The following is a 24,026-nucleotide window of genomic DNA, read 5'->3' on the forward strand; positions in this document are numbered from 1 at the left end:
TTCCGAAAAAACTTATGCTTTACAAAACTCCGCAAAAATTGTATAATTATATGGCAGAGCAAAATCTGAAAGGATAGGTAAAATGGCAGTAAAACTCCCGAAACTAAACAAAACACAGGTACTGTTCCTGATATTTACAATAGCGATAATGTGTACTATCTTCTGTCTTTCTCATCAGGACGCGGAAAGGTCCTCTGATACAAGCAGTTTTCTCACAAAGGTCGCCGTAAAGATACTCTACAGCAATTATGACAGCGAGCCACCGGAAGTTCAAAAGGAATTATGGAGCAAGGCATCGTTTATAGTAAGAAAGCTGGCTCATTTCAGCATTTATGCCTCATTAGGCTTCTGTGCGTCGGTAACAGCAGGCAGACGCAGGCTTTTTTCCGCAAAAAGTCTTGGAGTTATCGGCTTTGGCTTTATTTATGCCATGTCCGACGAATTTCACCAGCACTTTATCCCCGGGCGTTCCTGCGAATTACGCGATATGATGATAGATACAGGCGGAGTCACCGTGGGTATGTGTATATCACTGATATTCATGGGGATAATTGCGCTATTTGTCCGTAAGCGCCGCAAAAACAAGGAGTAATAATGTTTTTTTCGGCTAATGCAATAAATCTGAAAAATCCCCTGAGAAGCTAAGCTTCTCAGGGGATTTATTACATACCTTACTGCATTCCGCCTCTTACATAGAAGTTATCCTGAATTATCAGAGCACAGCCGCCGAGGAAATTGTTCTTTCCGTCTAATCTGCTGAGTACTACTCTGTCAGCGATCTCTTCGCTTACAAGGCGTATCATCTCACGCTTGCAGTAGTCAAACTGCTTCTCGTTGAGCTTGAAATTGTGAAGAACTATCTTCTTTGCAAAATGGCTGATAGCCAGATTGTTGATAAGCACTGTGTACTTGGCGATAATATCGTCAACAACGTTCTTTACAGCCTCCTCACCTCTCATAAGAGCCATGAATACGTTATCTGTGTTGATAGCGTTCTTGTCGCCCTCTGTGAGCTCATAGAGAACAGGTGTCTTGTCCTTGGAATATATCTCATAGAAAGCATTGAGCATAGCTGTTCTGGAAAGCTCAGCCTTTACGGAGCCGTTAGGATAGCCCTCATAGGACTTTCCGTTAGGACAAACAATATATCTCTCAATAGTTGAGGTATAGGATACATAATCGGCAGAAAGCTCGTTCTTGTTGATGATTGCGAGATTGACCTGGTTGCCGTTATGAATGAATGCCTGATTGGTCTGATAGCCGTTGAGAGTTCTGAAATCATTGCTTGCAAGCGCCATAAGTCCGATAGCATTGCCGCAGTGTATCTCAAAGTTAAGGCCGCCCGACAGCTTATCTATGAAGTTTGTAAAATCGAGAACTCCGTCCTTATAGAATATCTTGAGCTTGCCCCACATGGAAGGCACAACACCAACGCCCAGTCCAAGTATCTTATCCTTGGTAAGTGCGCTGTTTTCAACCATTTCGTTGCTGGTCTTGATAATATAATTGATAATATCCTTGCTGGTGGTCCTGTCATCTATGACCATGCTTGCCTTGTCAAGGACCTCGGAATTAAGGTTTGTAAGGCCTATGCTTACTTCCTTTTCATCAACTGTTGCACCAAGAGCAAAACGGCTGTTTACGTTGATGTCGATGAGAATTTTTCTTCTGCCTTTCTGGAGCTTTTCTGTGTTTACAGGAGCTTCGCCTATCTCAACGAGCACACCCTCCTCTATCATTTCATTGGTTATGATAGTTACGGCAGCTCTGGTTATTTCGAGAGCGCTTGCCACATCAACACGTGATATGGGACCTGACTCTCTGATGACTCTGAGAATCTGCATCCTGTTTCTTCTTTTCAGGTCGAGTTTACTGATTCCTCTTTTTTCCATACAACAACAACTCCATTTCTTCAAAATTCAGTGTTTGGAACGAAGTCCACTATGTACAAACTGCATATCCCCGCAGGCCTTTTGAGCAGTCATTTTCGTTATAACTGCCCGTATAATTTTTTCTTTTTATTGTAAAGTCAATCTCTTTTAACGTAATTATATTATAACACACTATTATTAAATTTCAAACATTTTAGGGCAAAATTTTATAAAATCAGCGTTTTGGCCAAAGTACTTATAGTATTTTTGTTAAATATTCCGTAGCTTTAACTACAAGTGGTAAAGTAACAACAGAGAGTATAGTTCCGGCCGTAAAAATCTCAGAAGCATACACTGAATTTCGTCCGTATCTTATACTGAGGAGAGTACACATTGCCGCAGGAGGAGCTGCCGAAGCAATGAGGATCGTCATGCGTACCTTTTCTTCTATGCCGCCGAGCAGCACAAGCGGAACCGCTATCAGTACAGGGATCATCAGCAGCTTTAGCAGGCAGACATAGTATATCCTGTAGTTTTTCAGCATTTTCGGGATATTTGTGCCTGCAATGGTAACTCCGGATACTATCATCGCCATAGGAGTATTCAGCTCCTTGATAAAGCCGAGGGAATCTGCCAGTGCCGAGGGGAGCTTGATTTGCAGGAAAAATGTGATAAGTCCGAGGACTATCGCTATTATCGTAGGCGAATAGAACACCTTTATCACCTGCTTGAAGTCCTTTTGTCCTGAAATAAGGATAACTCCGTGAGTCCACACTACAAGATTGAACACAGTTATAAAGGCTGTCAGGTAGAATACTCCCTCCTCGTGGTAGATAGCGTCCACAAGGGGGATACCCATGAAGCCGCAGTTTGAATACACCGCCGAAAAGCGCTCTATCTCCGTTTCTCTGCCCTGCTTTCCGCGGACAAGTCCGTATGAAAGCAGTATCACCGCACCAAGCGCTGCCGCGGATATAACAAATGTAAGCAGCAGGTTTTTCACGAGCTCTGCGCGGTATTCCGTCTGATATGACATAAAGATCACAGCAGGGTTGACTACCTGCAATACGAATTTTGACAGGTCTTTATTTGAAGCCTCACTTATGAGCCTCGTCTTTGCACAGATAACACCTACTCCGATTAGTATGAGCATTATCACTGTCTTATACAATATGGTTGAAGCCATCATCACTCCATCTTTCTATACATTATCTCTTAATCAACTTCTGAACAGTAACCAAATTATTTTACCATATATTGCGGAAATAGTCAATAAAAAATCCGAAGCACATTTGCTCCGGATTTTTATTGATATTAGCCAAGACTTTCTGCGCTCATAGGAGCTATCTTCCAGCCCTCACCCTTTACGCTGACGACGCAGACCGTGACCTTTTCGTACTTGTAATCGCCGTCCTCGTCCTTGTGCTTTGTCCTGAATTTTACCTCTCTGCCCTTTGTTACCTTTATATCCGCGTCCTCCGCGCCGTACTTCAAGGATATACGCTCAAAATACGCCTCGGTATTCCTGAGCTGTGACTTTGTCAGCTTTTTCTCACTAATTATCTTGTCGAACTTTGGCGCTGACGCCTTTCCCTCCAGGTCGTCTATCATATCCTCGATCATTTCGTTGTAGGCATCGACCTTGTCATCGTACTTTTTATTATCTTTAAGTGCCTTTATCGCTTCGTCCGGCAAGGTCATTGAATAGAAGGTCTTTCCGCCCTTTTTGCTTGAAGCAGCCTTTACATAGTTTCTGACAGTTCTCTTAGTACCAGAGCCTGATATATTTATACCCAGTATCAAACCAAATATAAAGAATATCAAAAATATTATCAGCACAAGCACTCGCTTTGCGCCGTTATTTTCAGTCTTTTCAGGTGCTGCACAGCCGCATTTCTTAAACATAGGCACCTTTTTTCCGCAATTCTTACAGTATGGCATTATATGACCTCCGAATCAAATACAATAAATCTATTTTAACACACAAAATCCCATAAGTCAACAAAAAGTCCGAAGCATTTCTGCTTCGGACCGAAATGATCAAAGTATATGCAGCAGCTGCTGTGAGCTTTTCTTTATGCAGAGCTTATTTTGACAGTATGCGTCAAAACGTGCACTTATCACTCAAAGATATCTTCAAGGCTGAATTCGCCGCCTTCATCACCTGAGAGACTTGAGCTGATGCCAAGTATGCTGCGGATAAGCTTTGATGATGCTGTAATATTGTCTGCCTCAGCAGGAATGACCTTCCAGCCTTCGCCTCTTACCTTGACAATACAGATAATATCCTTATCGTGCTGAACGTCGCCGTCCTCGTCCTTCCTTCTTGTTCTGATCTTGACCTCATAGCCCTGTGTTACCTTAATATCGTCGTCATCTGCATCAAACATCTCACAGATGCTCTCGAAATAGTCCTCAGCCTTGTTGAGCTGTGACTTCTTCATCTTTTCCTTGCGTGAGATCTTATCGAACTTTGGAACTGTAGCCTTTCCGTCAAGGTCGTCTATGATGTCCTCAATGTTGTCGTTGAAGTCATCGACCATATCGTCGAAATCATCTTCATCTTTAAGCTCCTTGATAGCCTCCTTTGGAAGCATAAGTGAATAGAAGGTCTTGCCGCCCCTCTTGCTGTAGGTATTGTTCACATACTTCTTAGCTGTGCCCCTTACACCGCCGCCCAGTGAGCAGACCGCAAGGATAAGGCAGAGAAGGAGCAGAGCGCAGGCACCTGCTGCTATATATACAAGGTTCTTATTCTTTTTAACATTCTCGGGCAGCTTTTCATTGATGCTGTTTGTAATGCCCTCAACTTTCTTAGCAATATCAGCACCGCTGAGCTGCTTGAAGCCATTGCTTGCCTGCTTTGCTGCATCCTCAGTCTTCTGCTGAGCCTCCTGTGCAGCCTCTACAGCATCGCTTCTCACCTCATTTACTACCTCAGAAGCTTTCTGTTCAGCCTTTTCAACTTCTTCAGCAGCATTTTCGCCGACCTTCTCAACAGCATTTGCCGCCTCTTCCTTAACTGTTTCAGCCGCCTGAACTGCCTCTTCCTTTACAGCCTCAGCAGCATTTTCAGCCTTTTCAGCTGTCTCGGCAGCCTTCTTAGATGCTTCACAGTCGCAGGCTCCGCCCTCGGGGAGCTGCTTTCCGCAGAATCTACAAAATGCCATAAAAAAACCTCCATAACAAATAATAGTACAGATAATATTTTAACACATATTTCCGTTTTATGTCAAGCAAAACTATGGATTTCCCCCTATTACACACGTTTTTCAGCGGTTTGCATAAAAAACGCGGCAGTTAATGCACTGCCGCTTGCTATGGTTTATTTTACTCTTACTCCCGGTACTTCCGTAGCCTTATGACAGGCTGAGTTGCCCTGCTCTGCAAGGCTCACCTCAAACTCGGTTATCGCCATGATAAGTCCCGAGCCGAAGCGCTCTCCCTTGTAATCACGGATAACACGGTCATAGGCTCCGATCCTCCTGAGAAGCTCAGCTACAATGAGCTTTATATCTGCATTTTCCTTGAAAACTGCGCCGTGGGTATCATATATCCTTACAGCTGCTCTGCGGCATTCTGCGGCTCTCTCGGCGTCTTTCTCGTCGTCGCACACCCATGCGGCGTACATACAGCTTTTGAGAGCCTCCTCCCACTCACCGTTCTTCTCACAGGCAAGAGACTTCTTCATAAATCTTCCTGCAAGGTCGTCCCCTGCTTTATTGTAATTTGCGCTTTCAAGATACTCTCTTGTAAACTTAACGGGTATTTCTATTGATGAATTGCAGTATCCGCAGGCAGGGCACTTGCTGACCCAGTACTTTATCCCCGAGCGGACAGGCTCTGCTGGACGCATATCAAGGTCGGGAGACTCTGTGGGGCTTTCCTGCTCTGCTATGACCTCATGGACAGAGGTCTCGCCGCATACTGCGCACTTGAACTCTTTTTCCTCAGTTCTGAATATCATTGTCTGCTCCTTATTTCTTTTTTATACGGAAGCTGCTGTTGTGTAGCTGTGACGCATCAAAGCCCTTGGGCTTGCGGTCCTCGCGCTTTCTGTTGTTAGGTCTGCGGTCGGACTTCTGCTGCTTCTTCTCCTCCTCGTCGTTAAGGCGCATTGTAAGAGAGATGCGGTTTCTCTTGAGGTCAACGTCAAGGACTCTTACCTTTACTACCTCGCCTACCTTTACGGCTTCGAGGGGGTGCTTGATGTATTTGCTGCATATCTGTGAGATATGGACAAGTCCGTCCTCATGAACGCCGATATCGACAAAGCAGCCGAAATCTATGATATTGCGGACTGTTCCCACAAGCTCCATACCGGGCTTTAAGTCCTTTATCTCCATAACATCTCCGCTTCTGAGAAGGGGTGCAGGGAGCTCGTCACGCAGGTCACGCCCCGGCTTTTTGAGCTCGCCGATTATGTCGGTAAGAGTAGGAACACCTATACCGAGTGACTTGCTGATATTCTCAATGCCTATGCTGTTTGCCTTTTCGGTGATGCCCTCAGCTCCGCCGCCTGCGATGTCGGCAATGGTGAAGCCGCACTCGCTGAGAAGCGATGAAGCTGCCTCGTAGCTCTCAGGGTGAACAGCTGTATTGTCAAGAGGGTTCTTGCCGTCGCGCACTCTCAGGAAGCCTGCGCACTGCTCGAAAGCCTTTTTGCCGAGCTTCGGGACCTTGAGAAGCTCCTTACGGTCGGTAAATCTGCCGTTTTCCTCACGGTAGGTAACGATATTCTTAGCAACTGATGCATTGATGCCTGCGATATATGAAAGAAGCGAATGTGAAGCGGTATTGAGGTCAACTCCGACAGAGTTTACGCAGTCCTCAACAACTCCGCCGAGGGCTTCGCTCATACGTGCCTGCGGCATATCATGCTGATACTGTCCTACACCGATAGCCTTAGGATCGATCTTTACAAGCTCTGCAAGAGGATCCTGCAAACGGCGTGCAATGGATATAGCTCCTCTGATGGATACATCGTACTCGGGGAATTCCTCTGCGGCTACCTTTGAAGCGGAATATACGGAAGCTCCAGCCTCGCTGACTACCATGTAGCTAACCTCCTGAGGGACTTCCTTGACTATCTCTGCGGCAAAGCTCTCAGTCTCACGGGAGGCTGTACCGTTACCGATAGAGATAACGTTTACGTTGTATTTCTGAATAAATTCCTTTACCTTTTTCTTAGCAGCCTCAACTGCGCCTGCCGAACCAACAGGGTAAATGATAGCTGTATCAAGGACCTTGCCTGTGCCGTCGATAACCGCGGTCTTACAGCCGTGTGCGTAGCCCGGATCAAGACCGAGGATAACGCTGCTTTTAAGCGGCGGCTGGAGAAGCATCTGACGAAGATTTGCTGCAAATACCTTTATTGATTCCTCAGCAGCCTTTGCACTCATCTCTGAACGTATCTCACGCTCTATGGACGGGAATATAAGTCTCTTGTAGCTGTCTGCCGCAGCAGCTCTCACAAGCTCGCCGCAGGCATTGTTAGCCTTGATATACTTGCCGAAGATAACATCTGTAGCTATGGTCTCATCAAGAGTTACGGCAACCTTGAGGAAGCCCTCCTTCTCGCCTCTGTCAAGGGCAAGAACGCGATGATTAGCTACCTTCGGGATAGCCTCAGAGTACTCATAGTAGTTCATGTATACGCTCTCTGCCTCGGGATCTGAAGCCTTGGATACCAGTTCGCCCTTTTCGCCTGCAAGAGCACGGAGCTTCTTTCTGATGTCAGCATCGTCGGATATATCCTCTGCGATGATGTCCATAGCGCCCTGCAGCGCTGTCTGAGCGTCGGTTATCTTCTTCTCCTCGTCGATGAAAGCCTCTGCTTCCTTTTCGGGTTCTGTGGAATTCTCCTGAGCCATGAGCATTACAGCAAGCGGTTCGAGACCGTTCTCACGGGCGATACTTGCACGTGTACGGCGCTTTGGCTTGAAGGGACGGTATATGTCCTCTACCTCGACGAGAGTAACAGCTGCACTGATAGCAGCCTCTATCTCGGGAGTCATCTTCTCCTGCTCTGTGATAGCAGCAGTTACCTCCTCCTTGCGCTTTTCAAGGTTGCGCAGGTACATGAGCCTGTCATAGAGCTCACGGAGTATCTGATCGTCAAGAGATCCTGTGAGCTCCTTACGGTAACGGGCGATAAACGGGATAGTTTTATCGTCGTCGATAAGAGCGACAGTATTGTCTACCTGTTCCTGTTTGAGTCCGAATTCTTTTGCAAGTTCCTTGTTGATATCCATAGTATTTCCTTTCATTAAGCGATACCTGCCGGCAGACTGCGCCGCAGTGCATTTTCGCTTTATATATGCTTATTATTCCTCATTTTCTGCTGTTTCAGGCTCTGCTGCCTCAGCCGCCTGTACAGGCTCGGCGGGCATTTCCTCTGCGCGCCGGTCATTCCAGCGGTCAAGCCACGAAAACAAGGTCTTTGCGATGTCCTTATATACATTCACGGAGTTCTTCTCCATGAGGACATCATGGCGCATACCCTCAAAAAGTCGGTGTGATATGCTCTCATAGCCCAGCTTTTCCAGCTTCTTCATCGAGCGAATGAAGCGCTTCTCCGATATCATGGCTGAGTCGTCCTTGCCCGAAACAAATCTGATAGGCAGCGACGGCTGAGTTACCTTCCAGCCACGTCCCGACTCTGACTGTCTCAACAGCCATACAAGCTCGGTGTAGCCGTTGAGGGTAGGCTTGAAATTACACAGCGGATCCTCGTTATACGCCAGAACAGCGTCTGCGTCGCTGCAGCGCCATGAGTTTATGGGGGACTCGTAGAATTTACCGAAGCTGTCGTCTATAGTATCGAATATCTTCTCGCTCCTGAAACGGCTTCCGGGGCGCTTTGAAGCTACAGAGCTTATTATCCTTGCTCCATTAGAGAAGGGGCTGTGACAAATAGTGCCAAGCAGCACCAATCCGTTTATATCACTGTCGTGTCCCTTTAAAAAGCACCTTGCACCTGCTGCGCCCATACCGCTTGCCGCCATGAATACAGGCATATTCGGATAAGCAGCCCTTATCCTTGCGTTGAGCTGTGCAATATCGCTTACGAAGCCCTCTCCGCCCTTTCTGAACATATATCCGAGGTCATCGGGCTCTACGATGCTCTTTCCGTGTCCGCGGTTATCGTGGATAACGGTTATAAAGCCCTGCTCAGCAAGATAATCCATGAATGGATAATATCGCTCCTTGTGCTCGTTCATGCCGTGAACGATCTGGACAATGCCGTTTATATCTCCAGAGGGCACTGCCAGCACAGCCGAGATCACAAGCTCGTCAAAATCAGAAGCAAATTGAAATTCCTTCAGATCAGCATTAAGCATAAAGTTCCTCCTGTCAAAAAATCGGGGAAAAATAAATGTACGAATGTAATTATATCACATTTTGAAAAATAATGCAAATCAGCAGAAGCAAGCCCGATCTTAAGCCTGCTGACGTTACTTTCCGCAAAGCCTTTTCAGCTCCGCTGAAAGAGTATTGGGAACTCCCCTTGCTCCGCGTACAGCTGTAACGCCAAACTCCTTCATCTTAGCGAGTGGCATATCCTCATCGCTGTAACGATGGACAAGCCGCAGCTTTACAGCCTTTTTGATACGGTATTTTCCGTCGTCATAATTATACGGGATATTCACCTCAACAGCCTCACACCTGTACATTATCGCCGATATGGGAGCCGCCATGTAAATATATACCGTGTCGCCCACTATCATATTTGAGGTCTGTTTCCAGATTATAGTACCGTCGCGGCGGAAATCCTGCTCCACATCGTACATGGCAGGGGCAGCAGGGATAAGCCATTCTTTTGTGTCGGTGCGCAGCTTTTTGCCGCTGCCGCTCTGCCCGGCAAGCTCATAGCTCATATCAAGAAGTGACATTATCTGCTTTTCGTCAACAGTACCGTCAAGAAGCACAGTTATCCAGTTCTCCTTGTTCATATGATAGGCAGGAAAAATGCCTTTAATCCCAAGCAGAGAGCCTGTCATAAGGGGACTGCACTTGATGTCTATGATATCTGTCTTGCCCTGTCCGGATAGTCCGAGCTTAGAAGCTTTAACGTCCATAATCACAGCAAACCACTTGTCATTGTCTCTGCGGCGCAGCACAGCACAGTCAGGCAGCCTGCTCCATAGGTATTCCGGCTCTGTGCCAAAGGTTTCAGCTGCGTATTTAAATACCTTATCACGCATATCAGGTCTATTCATGTCAGTTCTCCTCCTGTCTGCGCATCTCGTCACGAAGGTGTATGTAGCAGGCGTTGCATATCTCGCAGTCCTTTGCTGCACGGTGAGCTCCAGTAATATTTATACCGTAATGTGCGGCGACCGAGGTCTGCTTGCGGTCAGGCATGAGAGGAAGCACCTTTCGTGCAAAGCGCAACACGTCCACAAAGTCATTTTCAAGGTAAATCCCGTGACAGCGCAGCAGATTATCGTAAAGGAAGTTTATATCGAAATTAACATTGTAACCCATGAGCATATCGTTCCCTGCGAACTGATAAAACGCCATTATAGCGTCGGAAATACAGGGTGCATCAGCCACCATTTCATCAGTTATGCCGGTAAGCTGAGTAATAAATGGGCTTATGGCATTGCAGGGCTTGACAAAGGTACTGAATACCTCTGCCTTTTCACCGTTTCTGTAGCGGACTGCCGCTATTTCGATTATCTCACATTCCTCGGGAGAAAGTCCCGTAGTTTCAATATCCACTACGCAATAATCCTCGGGAAAAACGATCCTGCTCTTGCCCTTTCTGCGTTTTATGCTGCTCATGACAAGCTCCTTTCTGCTGATTTTTATGTATAGCTCAGTATCGGCAAAGTTTGGGCTGAATGACGAGACAGCCCGAAAACGCGCTGCTTTCGGGCTGTTTATTGATCAATGTCAGCTCTGCTATGAATCCCCTGTACACGCCTTATCCCCTGCCGAAGAACCTATCCTCAAGCATCAGACACCAGCAGTGATACACAGGCAGATGGAGCTCCTGTATCATATAGGTCTCAGACGAAGGCACTTTTACAGCTACGTCAGCGACCTCTGCAAGCTCGCCGCCCTTTTCTCCCGTAAGACCTATGACCTTTATGCCGAGAGCTCTTGCAACTACTGTCGCAGACATAACATTGCGGCTGTTTCCCGATGTCGATATGCCGAGGAAAACATCGCCCTTTCTGCCGAAGCCGTAAAGCTGCTGAGCAAATACTCCCAGTCCGTCTACGTCGTTGATATAGGCAGTGGACAGAGCTTCGTGAGCGACCAGCGGTATAGCCATAAGTCCCCGTTCAAGATTCTCTGCAAGATCCTTTCCGCGGACAGGATCAACGCTTTTCAGCTTTTCCGCAAACTCCGCAGGCACTGTACGGGCTATCTTGAAGCGCTTCATAAGCTCTCCTGCGATGTGCTCGCTGTCGGCGGCAGAACCGCCGTTTCCTGCTATCATAAGCTTTCCGTCACGGAGATAGCACTCCTCCATGACAAGATAAGCCTTTATTATATCCTCTCTGCACTTTTCAAGCACAGGGTATCTCTCTATCAAAAAGTCAACGTGTTTTTCAAGCCGAAGCTCTAACATTAATATTCCCCTTTTCTTACTGCTTCAATATAAGGCGCACCGCTTCCAGAAGAGTTTCCGCGGTGATGTCCTGTCCGAAGCTTTCGTTTCCTATGAGAGCTGTTTTACAGCCTGCCGCCTTTCCTGCAAGTATATCATTCTCGCCGTCGCCTATTATCCACGACCTTGAAAGGTCAATGTTGAAGTCCTCTGCGGCTCTGAAAAGCATTCCTGCCTTCGGCTTGCGGCATTCACATTCTGTTTTCAGCTCGGGAACCTCTCCCTCATATCCCTTGTGCGGATGGTGAGGACAGAAGTATATGCCGTCAAGATAAGCTCCCTCATGACCGAGGAGCGTCTCCATTTTGTTGTGTATCTCGGCGAGTTCATCAAAAGTCACCTCGCCTCTTGCGATAACAGGCTGATTTGTGGCAACTATTGCAAGACAGCCCGAAGCATTTATGAGCCTCACAGCCTCTGCGGCGCCGCTTACAAGTTCAAATTCTTCTATATTACGCAGAAATCCCACGTATTTATTGAGAGTGCCGTCCCTGTCGAGAAATATGGCTCTCTGCTTGCTGCGAAGATTTTTCGCCTGAACTACGCCGTTTGCAAAGTCAGCACATACTGCGGCATAACGGTCGGGAGTACCCATATCCTTAACATACTCGGGACTGTCATAGCAGAACATCTTTCCTGTGCCGCAAAGGGGCTTCAATATCTGTCGGTCAAGGTCAGCCTTGACTGTTTTCCCGTTCATTTCAGTCCCTATGGAGTCAGCATCAATACCGCTCATATCAAGGGCTTTCGGCGATATGACGTGAAGTCCTGCATTTACTCTGTTCCTGTACCACTGAGGGCGCTCATCTTCCTTTGCAAGCCATTTCAGCACAGTACCGTCACCGTCCGCTATAAGCAGTCCGCTGTCGTATGGGTGACTGTTCGGGTGAGTAAAAAGGGTAACAAGTCCGCCCTTATGTCTGTGATAGTCCACAAAGCGTTTGAAGTCTATATCGAAAACTGCGTCTGCATTCAGAAGCAGAAAGTCCTCAGTGAGCTTGCCGCGGAGCTTGAAAAGCGCACCTGCGTTGCCCAGAGGCTGTTCCTCAACGAAATACTCAATATCTACGCCGAGCCTGCTGCCGTCGCCGAAATAGCCGATTATCTGTTCGGACATATGTGACACAGTCAGTATCAGGTCGGTGAAGCCCTGCTCCCTGAGACAGCATATCTCACGCTCAAGTACAGGGACTCCGTCAATCTTTATCATCGGCTTTGGTATATCGGAGGCTACAGAGGATATCCTCGTACCCTTTCCGCCAGCCATAATCACTGTTTTCATCTTACTCCTCTTCCTTTGGCACGTATATCTCGGGAGTATAGTGTATCACCTGTGTACCGCCGTTCTCAAACTCGAATGGGATATACATCAGGTCCTTCATAGCACGTCTGACACTTTCCTGCTTTTCAGGCTGAACGTAGAACAAAAGGAAACCGCCGCCGCCTGCGCCCAGAAGCTTACCGCCGAGAGCTCCTGCGTCCAGACCTTTCTGATAGAGGGCGTCGATGCTGTTGGTGCTGACCGCCGCGCCCACCTGTCTTTTCAGTCTCCATGTATGGTCGAGAAGTCGTCCGAACTCATCAAGGTCTGCCGAGCTTTCCGTAAGCACACGCTCCGCATCGTCAACAAGGCTGTACATCTCCTTGAGCTGAGCCTTCTTTTCAGCAGCGTCAAGCTTGTTTGCCTGCTGTACCTCTGCTGAAAAACGGGTAAATCCCGTAAAGAACATCATAAGATTCTGATTCAGCTGACGCTTTCTCTGAGGACTTATGATAACAGGGAGCACCTCAAAGCCGTCATCACTGAAATTAATGCGGTTGAAGCCGCCGTAGGAAGCCGCTATCTGATCCTGCCATCCGCCTGCTTCATTGCAGAGGACTCTCTCAAGGTGGATAGCCTCCTCAGCAAGGCGCTTCTTGTCGGCGTATTTGCCCTTCAGAGCGTAGAATGCGTTCAGCAGACCTACTGCGAATGAGGAGCTTGTGCCAAGTCCTGAACGTGCAGGCAGGTCAGCCTCATAGGTAAGCCTTATCTCGTGCATATCCAGCATTTTCATGGCATTGCGGATAAGCGGGTGCATTATATCGTCAACATTGTTCACGCGCTCCGTCTTTGAATAGGAAAGCTCCGTAGTATAATCAAAAAATCGGGGCAGATGTCTCACATTCACATAGCAGTACTTATCAAATGTGGTGGAAAGCACTGCTCCGCCGTTTTCGCTGAAAAAGCTTTCCATATCAGTTCCGCCGCCAAAAAACGACATACGGAACGGTGTTTTGGTTATTATCATTTCTGTTTTCTCCTTTGATAGAACATATCTGTGCCGGGGCGCAGATACTCACATAGAATTATTATATACTATTCCTGCACCCATTGTCAATACAGATGCAAAAAAGTCCCGGAACGGCTACGATAATGCCGTTTCCGGGACAATTCTCACATATTCAGTCCGTTTCCGACTCTTTGTCGATAAGCTTTTCAAATATGATCACATACATGATACAGCCTATACAGGCTCCCACAGTGTTATGGATTATATCATCTGACTCAAAAAGACCTCTGCCCGTGTAATACTGAGAAAACTCAATAAACAGCGAAAACAGGAAGCCGGCTATTGCAGCAGACCTTATATTCCTGAACCTCTCTGCCATTATGGGCAGCATAAATCCCAGCGGAAGGAGCATTATGAGGTTTCCGCCTATCTGCCCCGACCAGTAGGTATAATCACCGCTTTGCAGCATGGTACTAAGCTCCCACATAGGTCTGAGAACATGGCGCCTTATTCCCGACGTCCTGTCTATAAGAGTGATACTGAGGACGCAGTACAGATACAGCCCCATAGTGATCATGCACAGCCCCTTGATGACAAGCTCGCTGCGGCTGCGTCTTTTTATCCTGTTTATAAGCCTTAACATTGGTGCTCAGCCCCCTGTCTGCATATTCTTTGATAATAGTATACCACATTTTATGAAAAAAAGCAATAAACACTCCCCGATCTATTTGTTAATTATATGTAAACATATAGTGATTCAGTATTGAAAATAATTAATTACTATGGTATAATTAGACAAAAAGATAATAACATTAACACAGCATTTTATCATTATATAATTATTTTTACCTATGACCTGCCTTAAAAGGAGCTGAACGTATGAAAAAGCATGATAAATCTCCCATATCCTTTGCAAGCCTTGCTCTGGCACTTGCAAACGACTACTGTAATATATATGTTATCAACGCCGAAAATGACAGCTATGTTGAATACTCTCCCATAGGTGCTGATAAAGAGCTGGTACAGATCTCCAGCGGAAAGAACTTCTACGAAGCAGTTCCTCATAATTGCCGCGAGCTTGTTTATAAGGACGATCAGGAATTCTTTCTTAAAGCTTTTAAGAAAAGCTCCGTCACACAGGCTCTTGAAAACGGGCACTCATTTTCGCTGACCTACCGCCTCGTCATTGACGGTGTGCCGCGATATTTCTTCCTGAAGACCATTCGCTCCGATGACCGAAGCATTATAGTCGGAGTCCGCGATATTGACGCGGAAAAGCGAAAGGAGCTGGAAGCAGAAAAGAACAGCCGCACCTACGCAGAGATAGCTACCTCACTTGCAAGTCTTTTTGAGATAATATACCATGTAGATTTAGATACAGGCAGCTATACCGAATACAGTTCAAGTGAGGCATTCACAAAGCAGGGCTTTGCCAGTGACGGCGATGACTTCTTTGAACGTGCAGAGGTGGATATGAAACGTGTTATCCACCCTGATGACCGCGAAAAAATACTCAGCGAAATGAAAAAAGAGACTCTGATAAGCAATCTCCATTCCGCAGGCACAGTTTCACTGACATACCGCCAGCTTATAGACGAAAAGTATCATTATATGAACCTGCTCGCGTTTATACAGAAGAATGCGGAAAAGGAGCATCTGATCATAGGTGTCCGCAATATCGACGCCGAAAAGAAGCGCGAGGCTCAGAGCCGTAACTTCAGCGATATTGCCCTTGCGCTCGCAAAGCGCTATGAGGTCATCTATCTCGTAAATACCATTACCAACGAGTACATTGAGTACAGTGCAAGCGAAAAATACAGAAAATTAAAGGTAGGCACAACAGGAAAAGACTTCTTTGCCGAATCTCAGGTAAATATGAAGCGTGATATATATGAGCCCGATCTTCCCATGATGTCTAAGATCATGCAAAAGGAAAATCTGCTCAGCAGTATCTCTGCATACGGAAAGCTGCCTGTCAACTACCGGCTCATACTCGAAGGCAGACCGCAGTATGTAACACTGTATGCTGTACGCCCTCAGGACGATTCGGATCATATAATCATCGCTGTTGCCAATATAGATGAGGCAATGCAGAAGGAATTCGCATATCAGGATATGGCAAACAAGGACTCACTTACAGGCGTCAAGAACAAACGCGCCTATGCTCAGGCTGAAACAGAGCTTGACGGGCTGATAGCTAAATGCACCCAGCCGCCCTTTGCCATTCTGGTATGCGATATAAACGGTCTCAAGGAGGTCAATGATACTAACGGCCACAATGCAGGCGACAATTTCATATGCAGTGCCTGCTCTATCATCTGCAATATATTCAAGCACAGCCCTGTTTTCCGTATCGGCGGCGACGAATTTGCCGTTATAATGAAGGACAGCGATTACGATGAGCGTACACACCTCATGAATGAACTGAACAAGGCTCTCGAAAATAACAAGCGCAGCGGAATGGTGATCCTTGCAGCTGGCATCTCGGATTTTGATCCCGATATGGATATACGTGTTCAGGACGTTTTTGAACGTGCAGACAATCTTATGTATGAAAACAAGAAAAAATGCAAAGCTTCAGCATTAAAAAAGTGATAGTGTATCAGATCTCATACGAAAGGCGGTGAAGCTATGAGAAGTATATTTTCAATATTGTTTTCGCTGCTTATACTCGCGCTTGCTGCTTCCTCTATCATCGCCCGGCGCTCCCATAAGCCCATAGGCAAAGCTGTCGCCTTATTTGAAGCCTCAATACTGACACCAGTGCTTGGAAATCTGCTTATTGTCGCCTCAAGTCATCGTATGATCGCCCTGACAGGCTGTTATTTATTCTTTCTCGGATTTGATATGGTAATGTTCTCGCTGATAAACTTCACTAATAAGTACTGCAATGGCGTAGGCGAAGGTCAGAAGCCGCCTAAATTTATATATGTTCTTCTTATCTTTGACGCGGTGCAGATATTGCTGAACCCGATATTCGGTCACGCATTCGGCATTGAAAATATAACGGTGGACGGTCTCGCCTATTACCGTTTTGTTCCACAGACAGGGCTCATGTTTCACCGCATACTGGATTACGGGATAATAACAGCTATTCTGCTGATATATGTTATTGCCGTAAAGCGAGCTCCAAAGATCTATTCGGAAAAATACCTGCTGATCATGCTTTCTCTCATCACACTGGGTATCTGGCAGACCTTTTACATACTGTCAAGAAAGCCCGTAGATACCTCAATGATGGGCTTTGGCATCTTAGGACTGGTGATATTCTATTTTGCACTGTATTACCGTCCGCTGATGCTCCTTGACCGTATGCTCTCAGGCATTGCATCGGAAATGTCTGAAGCAATGTTCATCTTTGACGCCACAGGCACCTGCATCTGGGCAAATGAACAGGGACTAATATTGACAGAATTGCCCGCTGATCGCATCGACGAAGCATCGGATAAGCTGACAGAGCTGTTCGGACCTCTGACAGACAACAGCGCAAACCGTTGTATCATGGGCATAGGCAGCGACGCGAAATACTATACTCTCGAAGAAAGCCGTGCTGTGGATAATCAGAAGCTTTCGGGAACATATCTGCGTATCCGCGACGTCACCGAGGAAAGGCAGAAGCTCAAGCGTGAGATGTACGATACAACTCATGACCTTATGACGGGACTTTATACCCGTGAATACCTCTATCAGCGTATTTTTGAGATCATTTCCGCAAATCCCGACAAAAAATACCGCATAGTCTATGTTGATGTGAAGAATTTCAAGGTCGTAAACGATATTTTCGGCACAAAATTCGGCGATAACGCCATAATCCATATTGCAGACTGGATACGTCAGTATGTGCCGAAAAGCGGCTGCTACGGCAGGCTTGCAGGAGATACCTTCGGCGTATGCATACCCAAAGAGGACTTCGACGCCGACTTCCTTGAAGACACTCTTTCACACTTCACTATAAAGAGCGAACGTGCAGAATACGGCTATCACCTTCTGATACACATCGGCGTTTACGACGCAGATTCAGAAGACACCAGCGATATATCCCTCATGTTCGACAGAGCTCATCTGGCTCTTTCAAATATCCGCGACGAATTCAAAACTCATATCGCTTACTACGATAATGATATACGCGAAAAACTGCTCTGGGATCAGGAAATATCCTCACAGGTCTACAATGCCGTGGCTACAGGACAGCTTCGTCCGTATCTGCAGCCGATCGCTGACAAAACAGGCAGGATCGTGGGCGCAGAGGCTCTGGTAAGGTGGATCCACCCGACACATGGATTTCTTTCCCCTGGTGCGTTTATCCCTGTTTTCGAGAAAAACGGCATGATCATTGAGGTGGACAAGCATATGTGGCGCTGTGCCTGCAAGATTCTTTCACGCTGGCAGAGTGAGGACAGCGACCTCTTTATATCGGTGAATATCTCACCAAAGGACTTTTACTTCGTGGACGTTGTAGCCGAGATAAAGAAGCTGACGGAGGAATTCAGGCTGAATCCTTCAAAGCTGCGCATCGAGATAACCGAGACCGTAATGATGAACGACGCAGAAAACAGAATGGCTCTCCTTGACGAGTTAAGGAAATCCGGCTTCATCGTTGAGATGGACGACTTCGGAAGCGGCTATTCTTCGCTGAATATGCTCAAGGATATGCCTGTTGACGTACTAAAGATAGATATGAAGTTCCTGGGCAAATCCAGCGACAGTGAAAAGGCTCAGACTATCGTCAAGAACATCATCAACCTGACCAAAGAGCTTGGCATAATCTCACTTACTGAGGGCGTTGAAACTCCGGAGCAGTACGAAGCACTTGAAAAAATGGGCTGTAACCTGTTTCAGGGCTACTACTTCGCAAAGCCAATGCCTGTTAATGATTTTGAGGACTTCATTGCAAGCCGCTCAAAGCATGAAGAAAATGAATAAATCAGTATACAGGCTGCTCCGGCAGCCTGTTTTGTTGAAAAAATATCATGATTTTACAAAAATTCACAATTTTTAACATTTTATCTATTGCTTTTCATTTTATTATAGTGTATAATAGTAAAGGAATGTTATGAGCAATTCGTTTTTGACAATATTTTCACATATATTAAAATATTTCCAATAGAAATGGGGGGAATATTATTTTGAAAAAAAACAAGGATAAAAAGACGATCCAGAAAACTCTGGACGGCCTTACTCTCAGCCAGAAATACTCCAAGTTACTGTTTGTGCTTATCCTGTTGTTCTATATAGTAGATTTTGTAGTTTGCCGAATGCTGTCTGTAGGCGTTAATCCGCCGCCTATCATGCTGGCAGGACAGCCTATCCCACTGGGCGCTATCACAGGTGCTATCTCAAATCTGGGAAACATTTGTATAATACTCCTTGTGGTTTTCTTCGGAGAAGTCGGCTTTTATACTGCACTGGGCATACTTCTTCTTCAGTTCCCTATAGTTATCCAGTCTATCATAGTCCATCATAATCTCAGTAATATCCCCGGTGTTTTCGGTAATATACTGACTATACTGGCTATAATAATCATTTATATCAGAAACAACAAGGTAAACGAATACCAGACACGAATGCGTGACCAGGCTGTTACTGACAGACTTACGGGGCTTCCCAACAGATTCGCCTGTTCAGAGCTTCTTGACAGTCTTATCAAGCGCGGCGAAAAATTCGCCCTCGTTCATATCGATATTAACGGATTCAAGGGTATCAACAGCACAATGGGCTATGAATCGGGAAATAAAGTCCTTATTGAGATAGCTCAGCGCTGGAAGAATATTGCCGATACGGGTTCTGCCGGAACTCTTGACTTTGTAGCCCGTGTGAACGGCGATGAATATGTGCTTATAATACGCGGTTATCACTCAAAAACAGGCATAATGAAGACCATTAAGCATTATGAATCCGTTCTGGGAGACCGCCTTACAATCGACGGCTGTGACTTTTTCATAACAGCAAGCTTCGGCTATGCGGAGTACCCCTCAGACGCCAAGAATTCCGATTCGCTGTTCTCATATGCAGACGCTGCACTGTCTGAGATAAAGGCTCACAAGAGCAGTAACCATATTCTGCACTTTACACCCGATCTTCTGAAAACTGAGCGTACTCTTGAAATAGAAGGCAAGATCAGGGACGCACTGAAAAATGACACCCTTTTCTTCTATTTACAACCTCAGTATGATATGTCTCATAAGCTCCGCGGCTTTGAGGCGCTTGCACGTATCAGGGACACTGACGGACAGATACTGTCCCCTGCGGAATTCATTCCCGTGGCTGAAAAGGTCGGTCTTATCGACAAGCTTGATACAGCTGTTTTCAGAAAAGCCGGCATTTTCTTCGGAGAGCTCCGCGCAAAGACAGGCACTTCCCTTATCCTCAGCGTAAACGCCTCGGTAAGGCACCTGATGAAGAACGACTTCATTGACGAAATGAAGGACCTCCTCAGATCAAGCGGTCTCCCTGCTGAACAGCTGGAAATAGAAATAACCGAATCCATTATGATAGACTCGGCAGAAAAAGCTCTCCAGTGCATAAATGATATAAGGGCTATGGGCATCAAGCTTGCTATCGACGATTTCGGAACAGGCTATTCGTCCCTTAGCTACCTCAGCAACTTCCCTGCTGACCTGCTCAAGATAGATAAGTCATTCATTGATAAGATGAACGGCTCCGATAAGGCTAAAAAGTACGTAGAGGCTATCATATCTCTTGGTCATATCATGGGCTTTGAGGTAATTTCTGAGGGAGTTGAAGAGCAGGATCAGCTCGAAACGCTCAAGGAGATAGGCTGTGACCTGATACAAGGCTATATCTGGGGACGTCCTATGCCTCAGGAAGACGCCGAGCAGCTCGTTATTGATGAACTGAATAATCAATGATATACAGCAAACGCTCCCTCAGGGGAGCGTTTTTATGTATAAAATTCATGTCAATTCTAAAGAAATTTAATATTTTTCTCTTGAAATAAATGCTAAAAAATTGTATAATGTATAATGTATGTTTAACAATAGCCCTGCGGCGGTTATTGCACTAATCCTATACAGGACAGCTGTGCTTTTATATTGGATAGAAATGGAGGCAGCAACTATGAATAATGAACGTGAGCTTGAATTTTATCGTCTGTATACACAGCTTGCTTCACTTACACAGATTGTAAATCAGGAGCCTGATATTCCTCAGATAGAAAATATAATGAATAAAATAGCAGCTATGTTCCGCCTTTCAAAGGCTATCACCTATTTTTACCGCAGCCCTGCTGACGAAAAGCTCGGCAAGGGCGAAGTTATGTGCAGCTACGATACGGGAATGGAAGGCAAGCCCGTACATACAGTACGCTTTGTAACAAAATTTATGGCCATATCAACTATGACCATATATATGAGCGAAGGCGAGGAACCCCTGTCGGATAAGGAGTTTTTCATGACAGACCTTACCATGAGGACTGCCCTCGCATTTATCAGCCGCAATCGATTGCAGGTAATGGCTGAACAGCTTGCATTCTTCGACGATATGGGCTTCCGCAATATCCGCAGCTTTTTCAGATATATGGCATGGAAGGATCAGCGCGGAGATTTTGACGGCAAGGCTGCCATAAACTATAATCTAAGACATTTTTCACTGATAAACGAGGAATACGGCAGAAAAGCCGGAGATACCACCCTCAGGAATCACTACAAGCACATAGAGGAGCTTATCGGCAATGGCGGTATTATTTCCCGTCTCGGAGGAGACGCCTTCGTCTGTATATGCGATCAGACCGACCTGCCTGACCTTCTCGATTACCTCAATGAGGCAATAGTAGTTGTCAACGAGAGCGGCAGCACTGCCCGTATATCATGCTATGCAGGAGCTTTCCTCATTCCCGACGGATATACTGTAGCTGTTCCGAATGACATAATGGGAAAGGTCATGCACGCCTATCAGTTAGCAAGAAACGGGGTTCATGGCAATATCATATTCTTCTCGGATACACTATTGACAGACAGAGAAAGATCAAGGCGCATACAGAATATGTTCCCTGATGCTCTGAACAACAACGAATTTCAGGTTTTCTATCAGCCAAAGGTCAACATCGTAACAGGTGAGATATGCGGCGCCGAGGCGCTCTGCCGCTGGTTCCATGACGGCAGTATAGTTCCGCCTACTGAGTTTATTTCCATTCTCGAAGAGACCAGCGAGATCTGCAAGCTGGATTTCTATATGCTGGACAAGGTATGCAGCCATATCCGCAGGTGGCTGGACGAAGGCAAAAATGCTGTTCGCATATCAGTAAACCTTTCAAGACGGCATATGACCAATCCCAAGCTTCTTCAGACTCTCATAGAGATCATTGACAGATACAGCGTACCTCATCAGTTCATCGAGATAGAGCTCACCGAAACCACCACTGACGTGGAATTCAAGGATCTCCGCCGCGTAGTTGACGGACTTCACCAGCAGAATATATACACCTCTGTGGACGATTTCGGCATGGGATACTCTTCACTTAACCTCATCAGAGTCGTTCCGTGGAACGTCCTCAAGGTAGACAGGATATTCCTGCCACTCGACGGAGAATCCCCAAACAGCACCAGAAGTGTCATGTTCAGGCACGTTCTGGCTATGTCAAAGGAAATAGGTCTTGAATGTATCGTAGAGGGTGTCGAGACTCCTGCACAGCTGGAGCTCCTCCGCCGGAACGGCTGTGAGCTTGCACAGGGATTCTTTTTTGACAAGCCTCTTCCTCTGGAGGAGTTTGAAAAAAGACTTGAAAAAAAGTGTTATCCTGTATAAAAAAGCCTAAAGGAATATATATACAAAAAGTCACAGCGCTTTACGGTGCTGTGACTTTTTCTTACATTTGCTTGATATAGTCCTCAAAAGGTATTATCTCGCCTGCTGCCGTTGAGGTATATGCGTAGTAGGACAGTATAGCAGACGCATCAACTGCATTTACAAGTCCGTTTCCGTCGGTGTCTGCTGCTTTTATCTGCTGAGCTGTAAATCCGCCCTCCTGCTTTGTGGAGACCTTTGCATAATAGGTCAGCACCTCAGATGCATCAACTGCATTGATATAGCCGTCGCTGTTCACGTCGCCAAGCTTGTCGGAAACAGGCGCAGGAGCCTTGCCCAGTGATTTAAAGCTATAACCGTACTTCTTTGCATAAGCCTCGGCTGTAGAGTCGTCATAGCCCTTTATGGCTCCGCTGTAATCCTTGTAATTATTGGCAAAGGTGGTCGCTCTGTCGAAAATCTCGGCATTGGGGTTAAGGATAGTGACCTCTTCAAGGGCAGCACAGTTGGTGAAAGCCTGCATACCTATATCCTCAACTGACGCAGGGATAGTCACAGCAGTAAGTGAAGAACAGCCCGAAAAGGCGCTATACCCTATCTGAGTCACGGTTTCGGGGATAGTGACCTTTTTCAGCGAAGTGTGTCCCCAGAATGAATTGCTTATTATGTTCGTGACCGTATCGGGAACGGCTGCTTCCTCGATATCTGCCGTAAATATAAGCATACCGTTCACGATAACGTAATCCGTTTTTTCGACTTCATTATTCAGCCATGCCGTACCGCTAAAGGCAAGAGAGCCGATATTATTGACCGATGAGGGTATGGATACCTCTTCAAGAGCTCTGCACATTGCAAATGCCGAAGAACCGATACTTGTTACAGAATCAGGAAAATTCACAGACCTCAGCGCCATACAGCCGCTGAATGCATAGGTCCCTATAGACGTAACCGTGTCAGAAAGGGTGACAGATACAAGATTCGGACATTCACTGAAGCACTGCGCACCCACGCTGGTTATGCCGCTTCCAATAATTACTTTTTTTATTTTTTCCTTCTGCTCTGTCCATGACGGAGCAGCCTGAGAATTGAGCCCGTACATATCTCCTGTACCGCTTATGGTAAGCGTTCCGTCACCTGCCAGCTCCCATGATGCACTCTTTCCGCAGGTGCCGCTTAAAGCTGTCTCTGCTGCTGATGCCTCAATTGCCGGAATCCTCTCTGATACAGGCAATACTCCGCTTATGCTCATGAGCATTGCAGCTGCCGCTGCAAGTAATGAAGCTCTCTTAAAATTCATGATAATGCCCCCTAAAACTTTTATCATAATTAATGTCTGCTCAATAACAAAAAATTGGCTTTATATAGCTTTTAAAAGCCAATTTTTTGTTATCAAAGTGCAAGAAAAAATAAATAAGCCAATTATTTTTCTTGCACTTTGTTTTGCCCTTTAGGGCAAAATGAGCTTGACATAAAGAAATGTAATGCGCAAATTCC

Annotated in this window: 19 protein-coding genes; 5 read left to right on the forward strand and 14 right to left on the reverse strand. The window is 46.1% G+C overall.

The genetic code is table 11. The features are described 5' to 3' along the window. The first annotated feature begins 82 nt into the window (after positions 1 to 82). Complete coding sequence (locus tag K5677_RS10390; RefSeq protein ID WP_296727661.1) at positions 83 to 592, forward strand: VanZ family protein; 510 nt, start codon at positions 83 to 85, stop codon at positions 590 to 592. A gap of 79 nt (positions 593 to 671) precedes the next feature. Here the strand turns inward: K5677_RS10390 and K5677_RS10395 are convergent, their stop codons facing one another. From K5677_RS10395 to K5677_RS10455, 13 genes are all read right to left on the reverse strand, one after another. Beyond that, a complete protein-coding gene (locus tag K5677_RS10395; protein WP_028515831.1) occupies positions 672 to 1,892 on the reverse strand; it encodes a helix-turn-helix domain-containing protein in 1,221 nt (406 codons plus the stop codon). Between the two features lie 235 nt (positions 1,893 to 2,127). Next, complete coding sequence (locus K5677_RS10400; RefSeq protein WP_296727663.1) at positions 2,128 to 3,057, reverse strand: AEC family transporter; 930 nt, start codon at positions 3,055 to 3,057, stop codon at positions 2,128 to 2,130. Between the two features lie 128 nt (positions 3,058 to 3,185). Then, entirely contained in the window at positions 3,186 to 3,812 is a 627-nt protein-coding gene (locus K5677_RS10405) for a hypothetical protein (RefSeq protein WP_296727664.1), read from the reverse strand. Positions 3,813 to 3,991: 179 nt separating this feature from the next. After that, positions 3,992 to 5,041, reverse strand: a complete 1,050-nt coding sequence (locus tag K5677_RS10410; RefSeq protein WP_296727667.1) for a hypothetical protein — start codon at positions 5,039 to 5,041, stop codon at positions 3,992 to 3,994. Positions 5,042 to 5,196: 155 nt separating this feature from the next. Beyond that, a complete protein-coding gene (locus K5677_RS10415) occupies positions 5,197 to 5,838 on the reverse strand; it encodes a hypothetical protein (protein WP_296727670.1) in 642 nt (213 codons plus the stop codon). A gap of 10 nt (positions 5,839 to 5,848) precedes the next feature. Then, the gene (locus K5677_RS10420; protein ID WP_296727671.1) at positions 5,849 to 8,125 is read right to left on the reverse strand and encodes a Tex family protein; all 2,277 of its coding nucleotides are present in this window, start codon (positions 8,123 to 8,125) and stop codon (positions 5,849 to 5,851) included. A 72-nt stretch (positions 8,126 to 8,197) separates the two neighbouring features. Continuing rightward, positions 8,198 to 9,214 carry an alpha/beta fold hydrolase gene (locus K5677_RS10425; protein ID WP_296727673.1) on the reverse strand — a complete coding sequence of 339 codons (1,017 nt, stop codon included), beginning with the start codon at positions 9,212 to 9,214 and terminating at the stop codon, positions 8,198 to 8,200. Positions 9,215 to 9,328: 114 nt separating this feature from the next. After that, positions 9,329 to 10,093, reverse strand: coding sequence for an MmcQ/YjbR family DNA-binding protein (locus K5677_RS10430; RefSeq protein WP_296727674.1), 765 nt, complete (start codon positions 10,091 to 10,093; stop codon positions 9,329 to 9,331). 1 nt (position 10,094) lies between these two features. Continuing rightward, positions 10,095 to 10,661 carry a 3'-5' exonuclease gene (locus K5677_RS10435; protein ID WP_296727676.1) on the reverse strand — a complete coding sequence of 189 codons (567 nt, stop codon included), beginning with the start codon at positions 10,659 to 10,661 and terminating at the stop codon, positions 10,095 to 10,097. Between the two features lie 142 nt (positions 10,662 to 10,803). Continuing rightward, on the reverse strand, positions 10,804 to 11,457 hold the full coding sequence (locus K5677_RS10440; RefSeq protein ID WP_296727678.1) for an SIS domain-containing protein: 654 nt from the start codon (positions 11,455 to 11,457) through the stop codon (positions 10,804 to 10,806). 16 nt (positions 11,458 to 11,473) lie between these two features. Next, positions 11,474 to 12,778: an HAD-IIIA family hydrolase gene (locus K5677_RS10445; RefSeq protein ID WP_296727681.1), complete on the reverse strand. Its 1,305-nt coding sequence runs from the start codon at positions 12,776 to 12,778 to the stop codon at positions 11,474 to 11,476. A gap of 1 nt (position 12,779) precedes the next feature. Beyond that, the gene (locus K5677_RS10450; RefSeq protein WP_296727683.1) at positions 12,780 to 13,787 is read right to left on the reverse strand and encodes a kinase; all 1,008 of its coding nucleotides are present in this window, start codon (positions 13,785 to 13,787) and stop codon (positions 12,780 to 12,782) included. A 154-nt stretch (positions 13,788 to 13,941) separates the two neighbouring features. Next, positions 13,942 to 14,412: a VanZ family protein gene (locus K5677_RS10455; protein WP_296727684.1), complete on the reverse strand. Its 471-nt coding sequence runs from the start codon at positions 14,410 to 14,412 to the stop codon at positions 13,942 to 13,944. Positions 14,413 to 14,648: 236 nt separating this feature from the next. Between K5677_RS10455 and K5677_RS10460 the strand changes: the two genes are divergently transcribed. The 4 genes from K5677_RS10460 to K5677_RS10475 all read left to right on the forward strand — a co-directional run bounded on the left by K5677_RS10460 (position 14,649) and on the right by K5677_RS10475 (position 22,532). Then, the gene (locus tag K5677_RS10460) at positions 14,649 to 16,364 is read left to right on the forward strand and encodes a GGDEF domain-containing protein (RefSeq protein ID WP_296727686.1); all 1,716 of its coding nucleotides are present in this window, start codon (positions 14,649 to 14,651) and stop codon (positions 16,362 to 16,364) included. Between the two features lie 36 nt (positions 16,365 to 16,400). Beyond that, on the forward strand, positions 16,401 to 18,692 hold the full coding sequence (locus tag K5677_RS10465; protein WP_296727687.1) for a bifunctional diguanylate cyclase/phosphodiesterase: 2,292 nt from the start codon (positions 16,401 to 16,403) through the stop codon (positions 18,690 to 18,692). A gap of 203 nt (positions 18,693 to 18,895) precedes the next feature. Further along, positions 18,896 to 20,638: a bifunctional diguanylate cyclase/phosphodiesterase gene (locus tag K5677_RS10470; protein WP_296727689.1), complete on the forward strand. Its 1,743-nt coding sequence runs from the start codon at positions 18,896 to 18,898 to the stop codon at positions 20,636 to 20,638. Positions 20,639 to 20,846: 208 nt separating this feature from the next. Next, complete coding sequence (locus K5677_RS10475) at positions 20,847 to 22,532, forward strand: bifunctional diguanylate cyclase/phosphodiesterase (RefSeq protein ID WP_296727691.1); 1,686 nt, start codon at positions 20,847 to 20,849, stop codon at positions 22,530 to 22,532. 61 nt (positions 22,533 to 22,593) lie between these two features. Here K5677_RS10475 and K5677_RS10480 read toward each other — a convergent pair whose 3' ends face one another. Next, a complete protein-coding gene (locus tag K5677_RS10480; RefSeq protein ID WP_296727693.1) occupies positions 22,594 to 23,829 on the reverse strand; it encodes a leucine-rich repeat protein in 1,236 nt (411 codons plus the stop codon). Positions 23,830 to 24,026 lie beyond the last annotated feature (197 nt).

It is taken from the genome of Ruminococcus sp. (assembly GCF_024684275.1).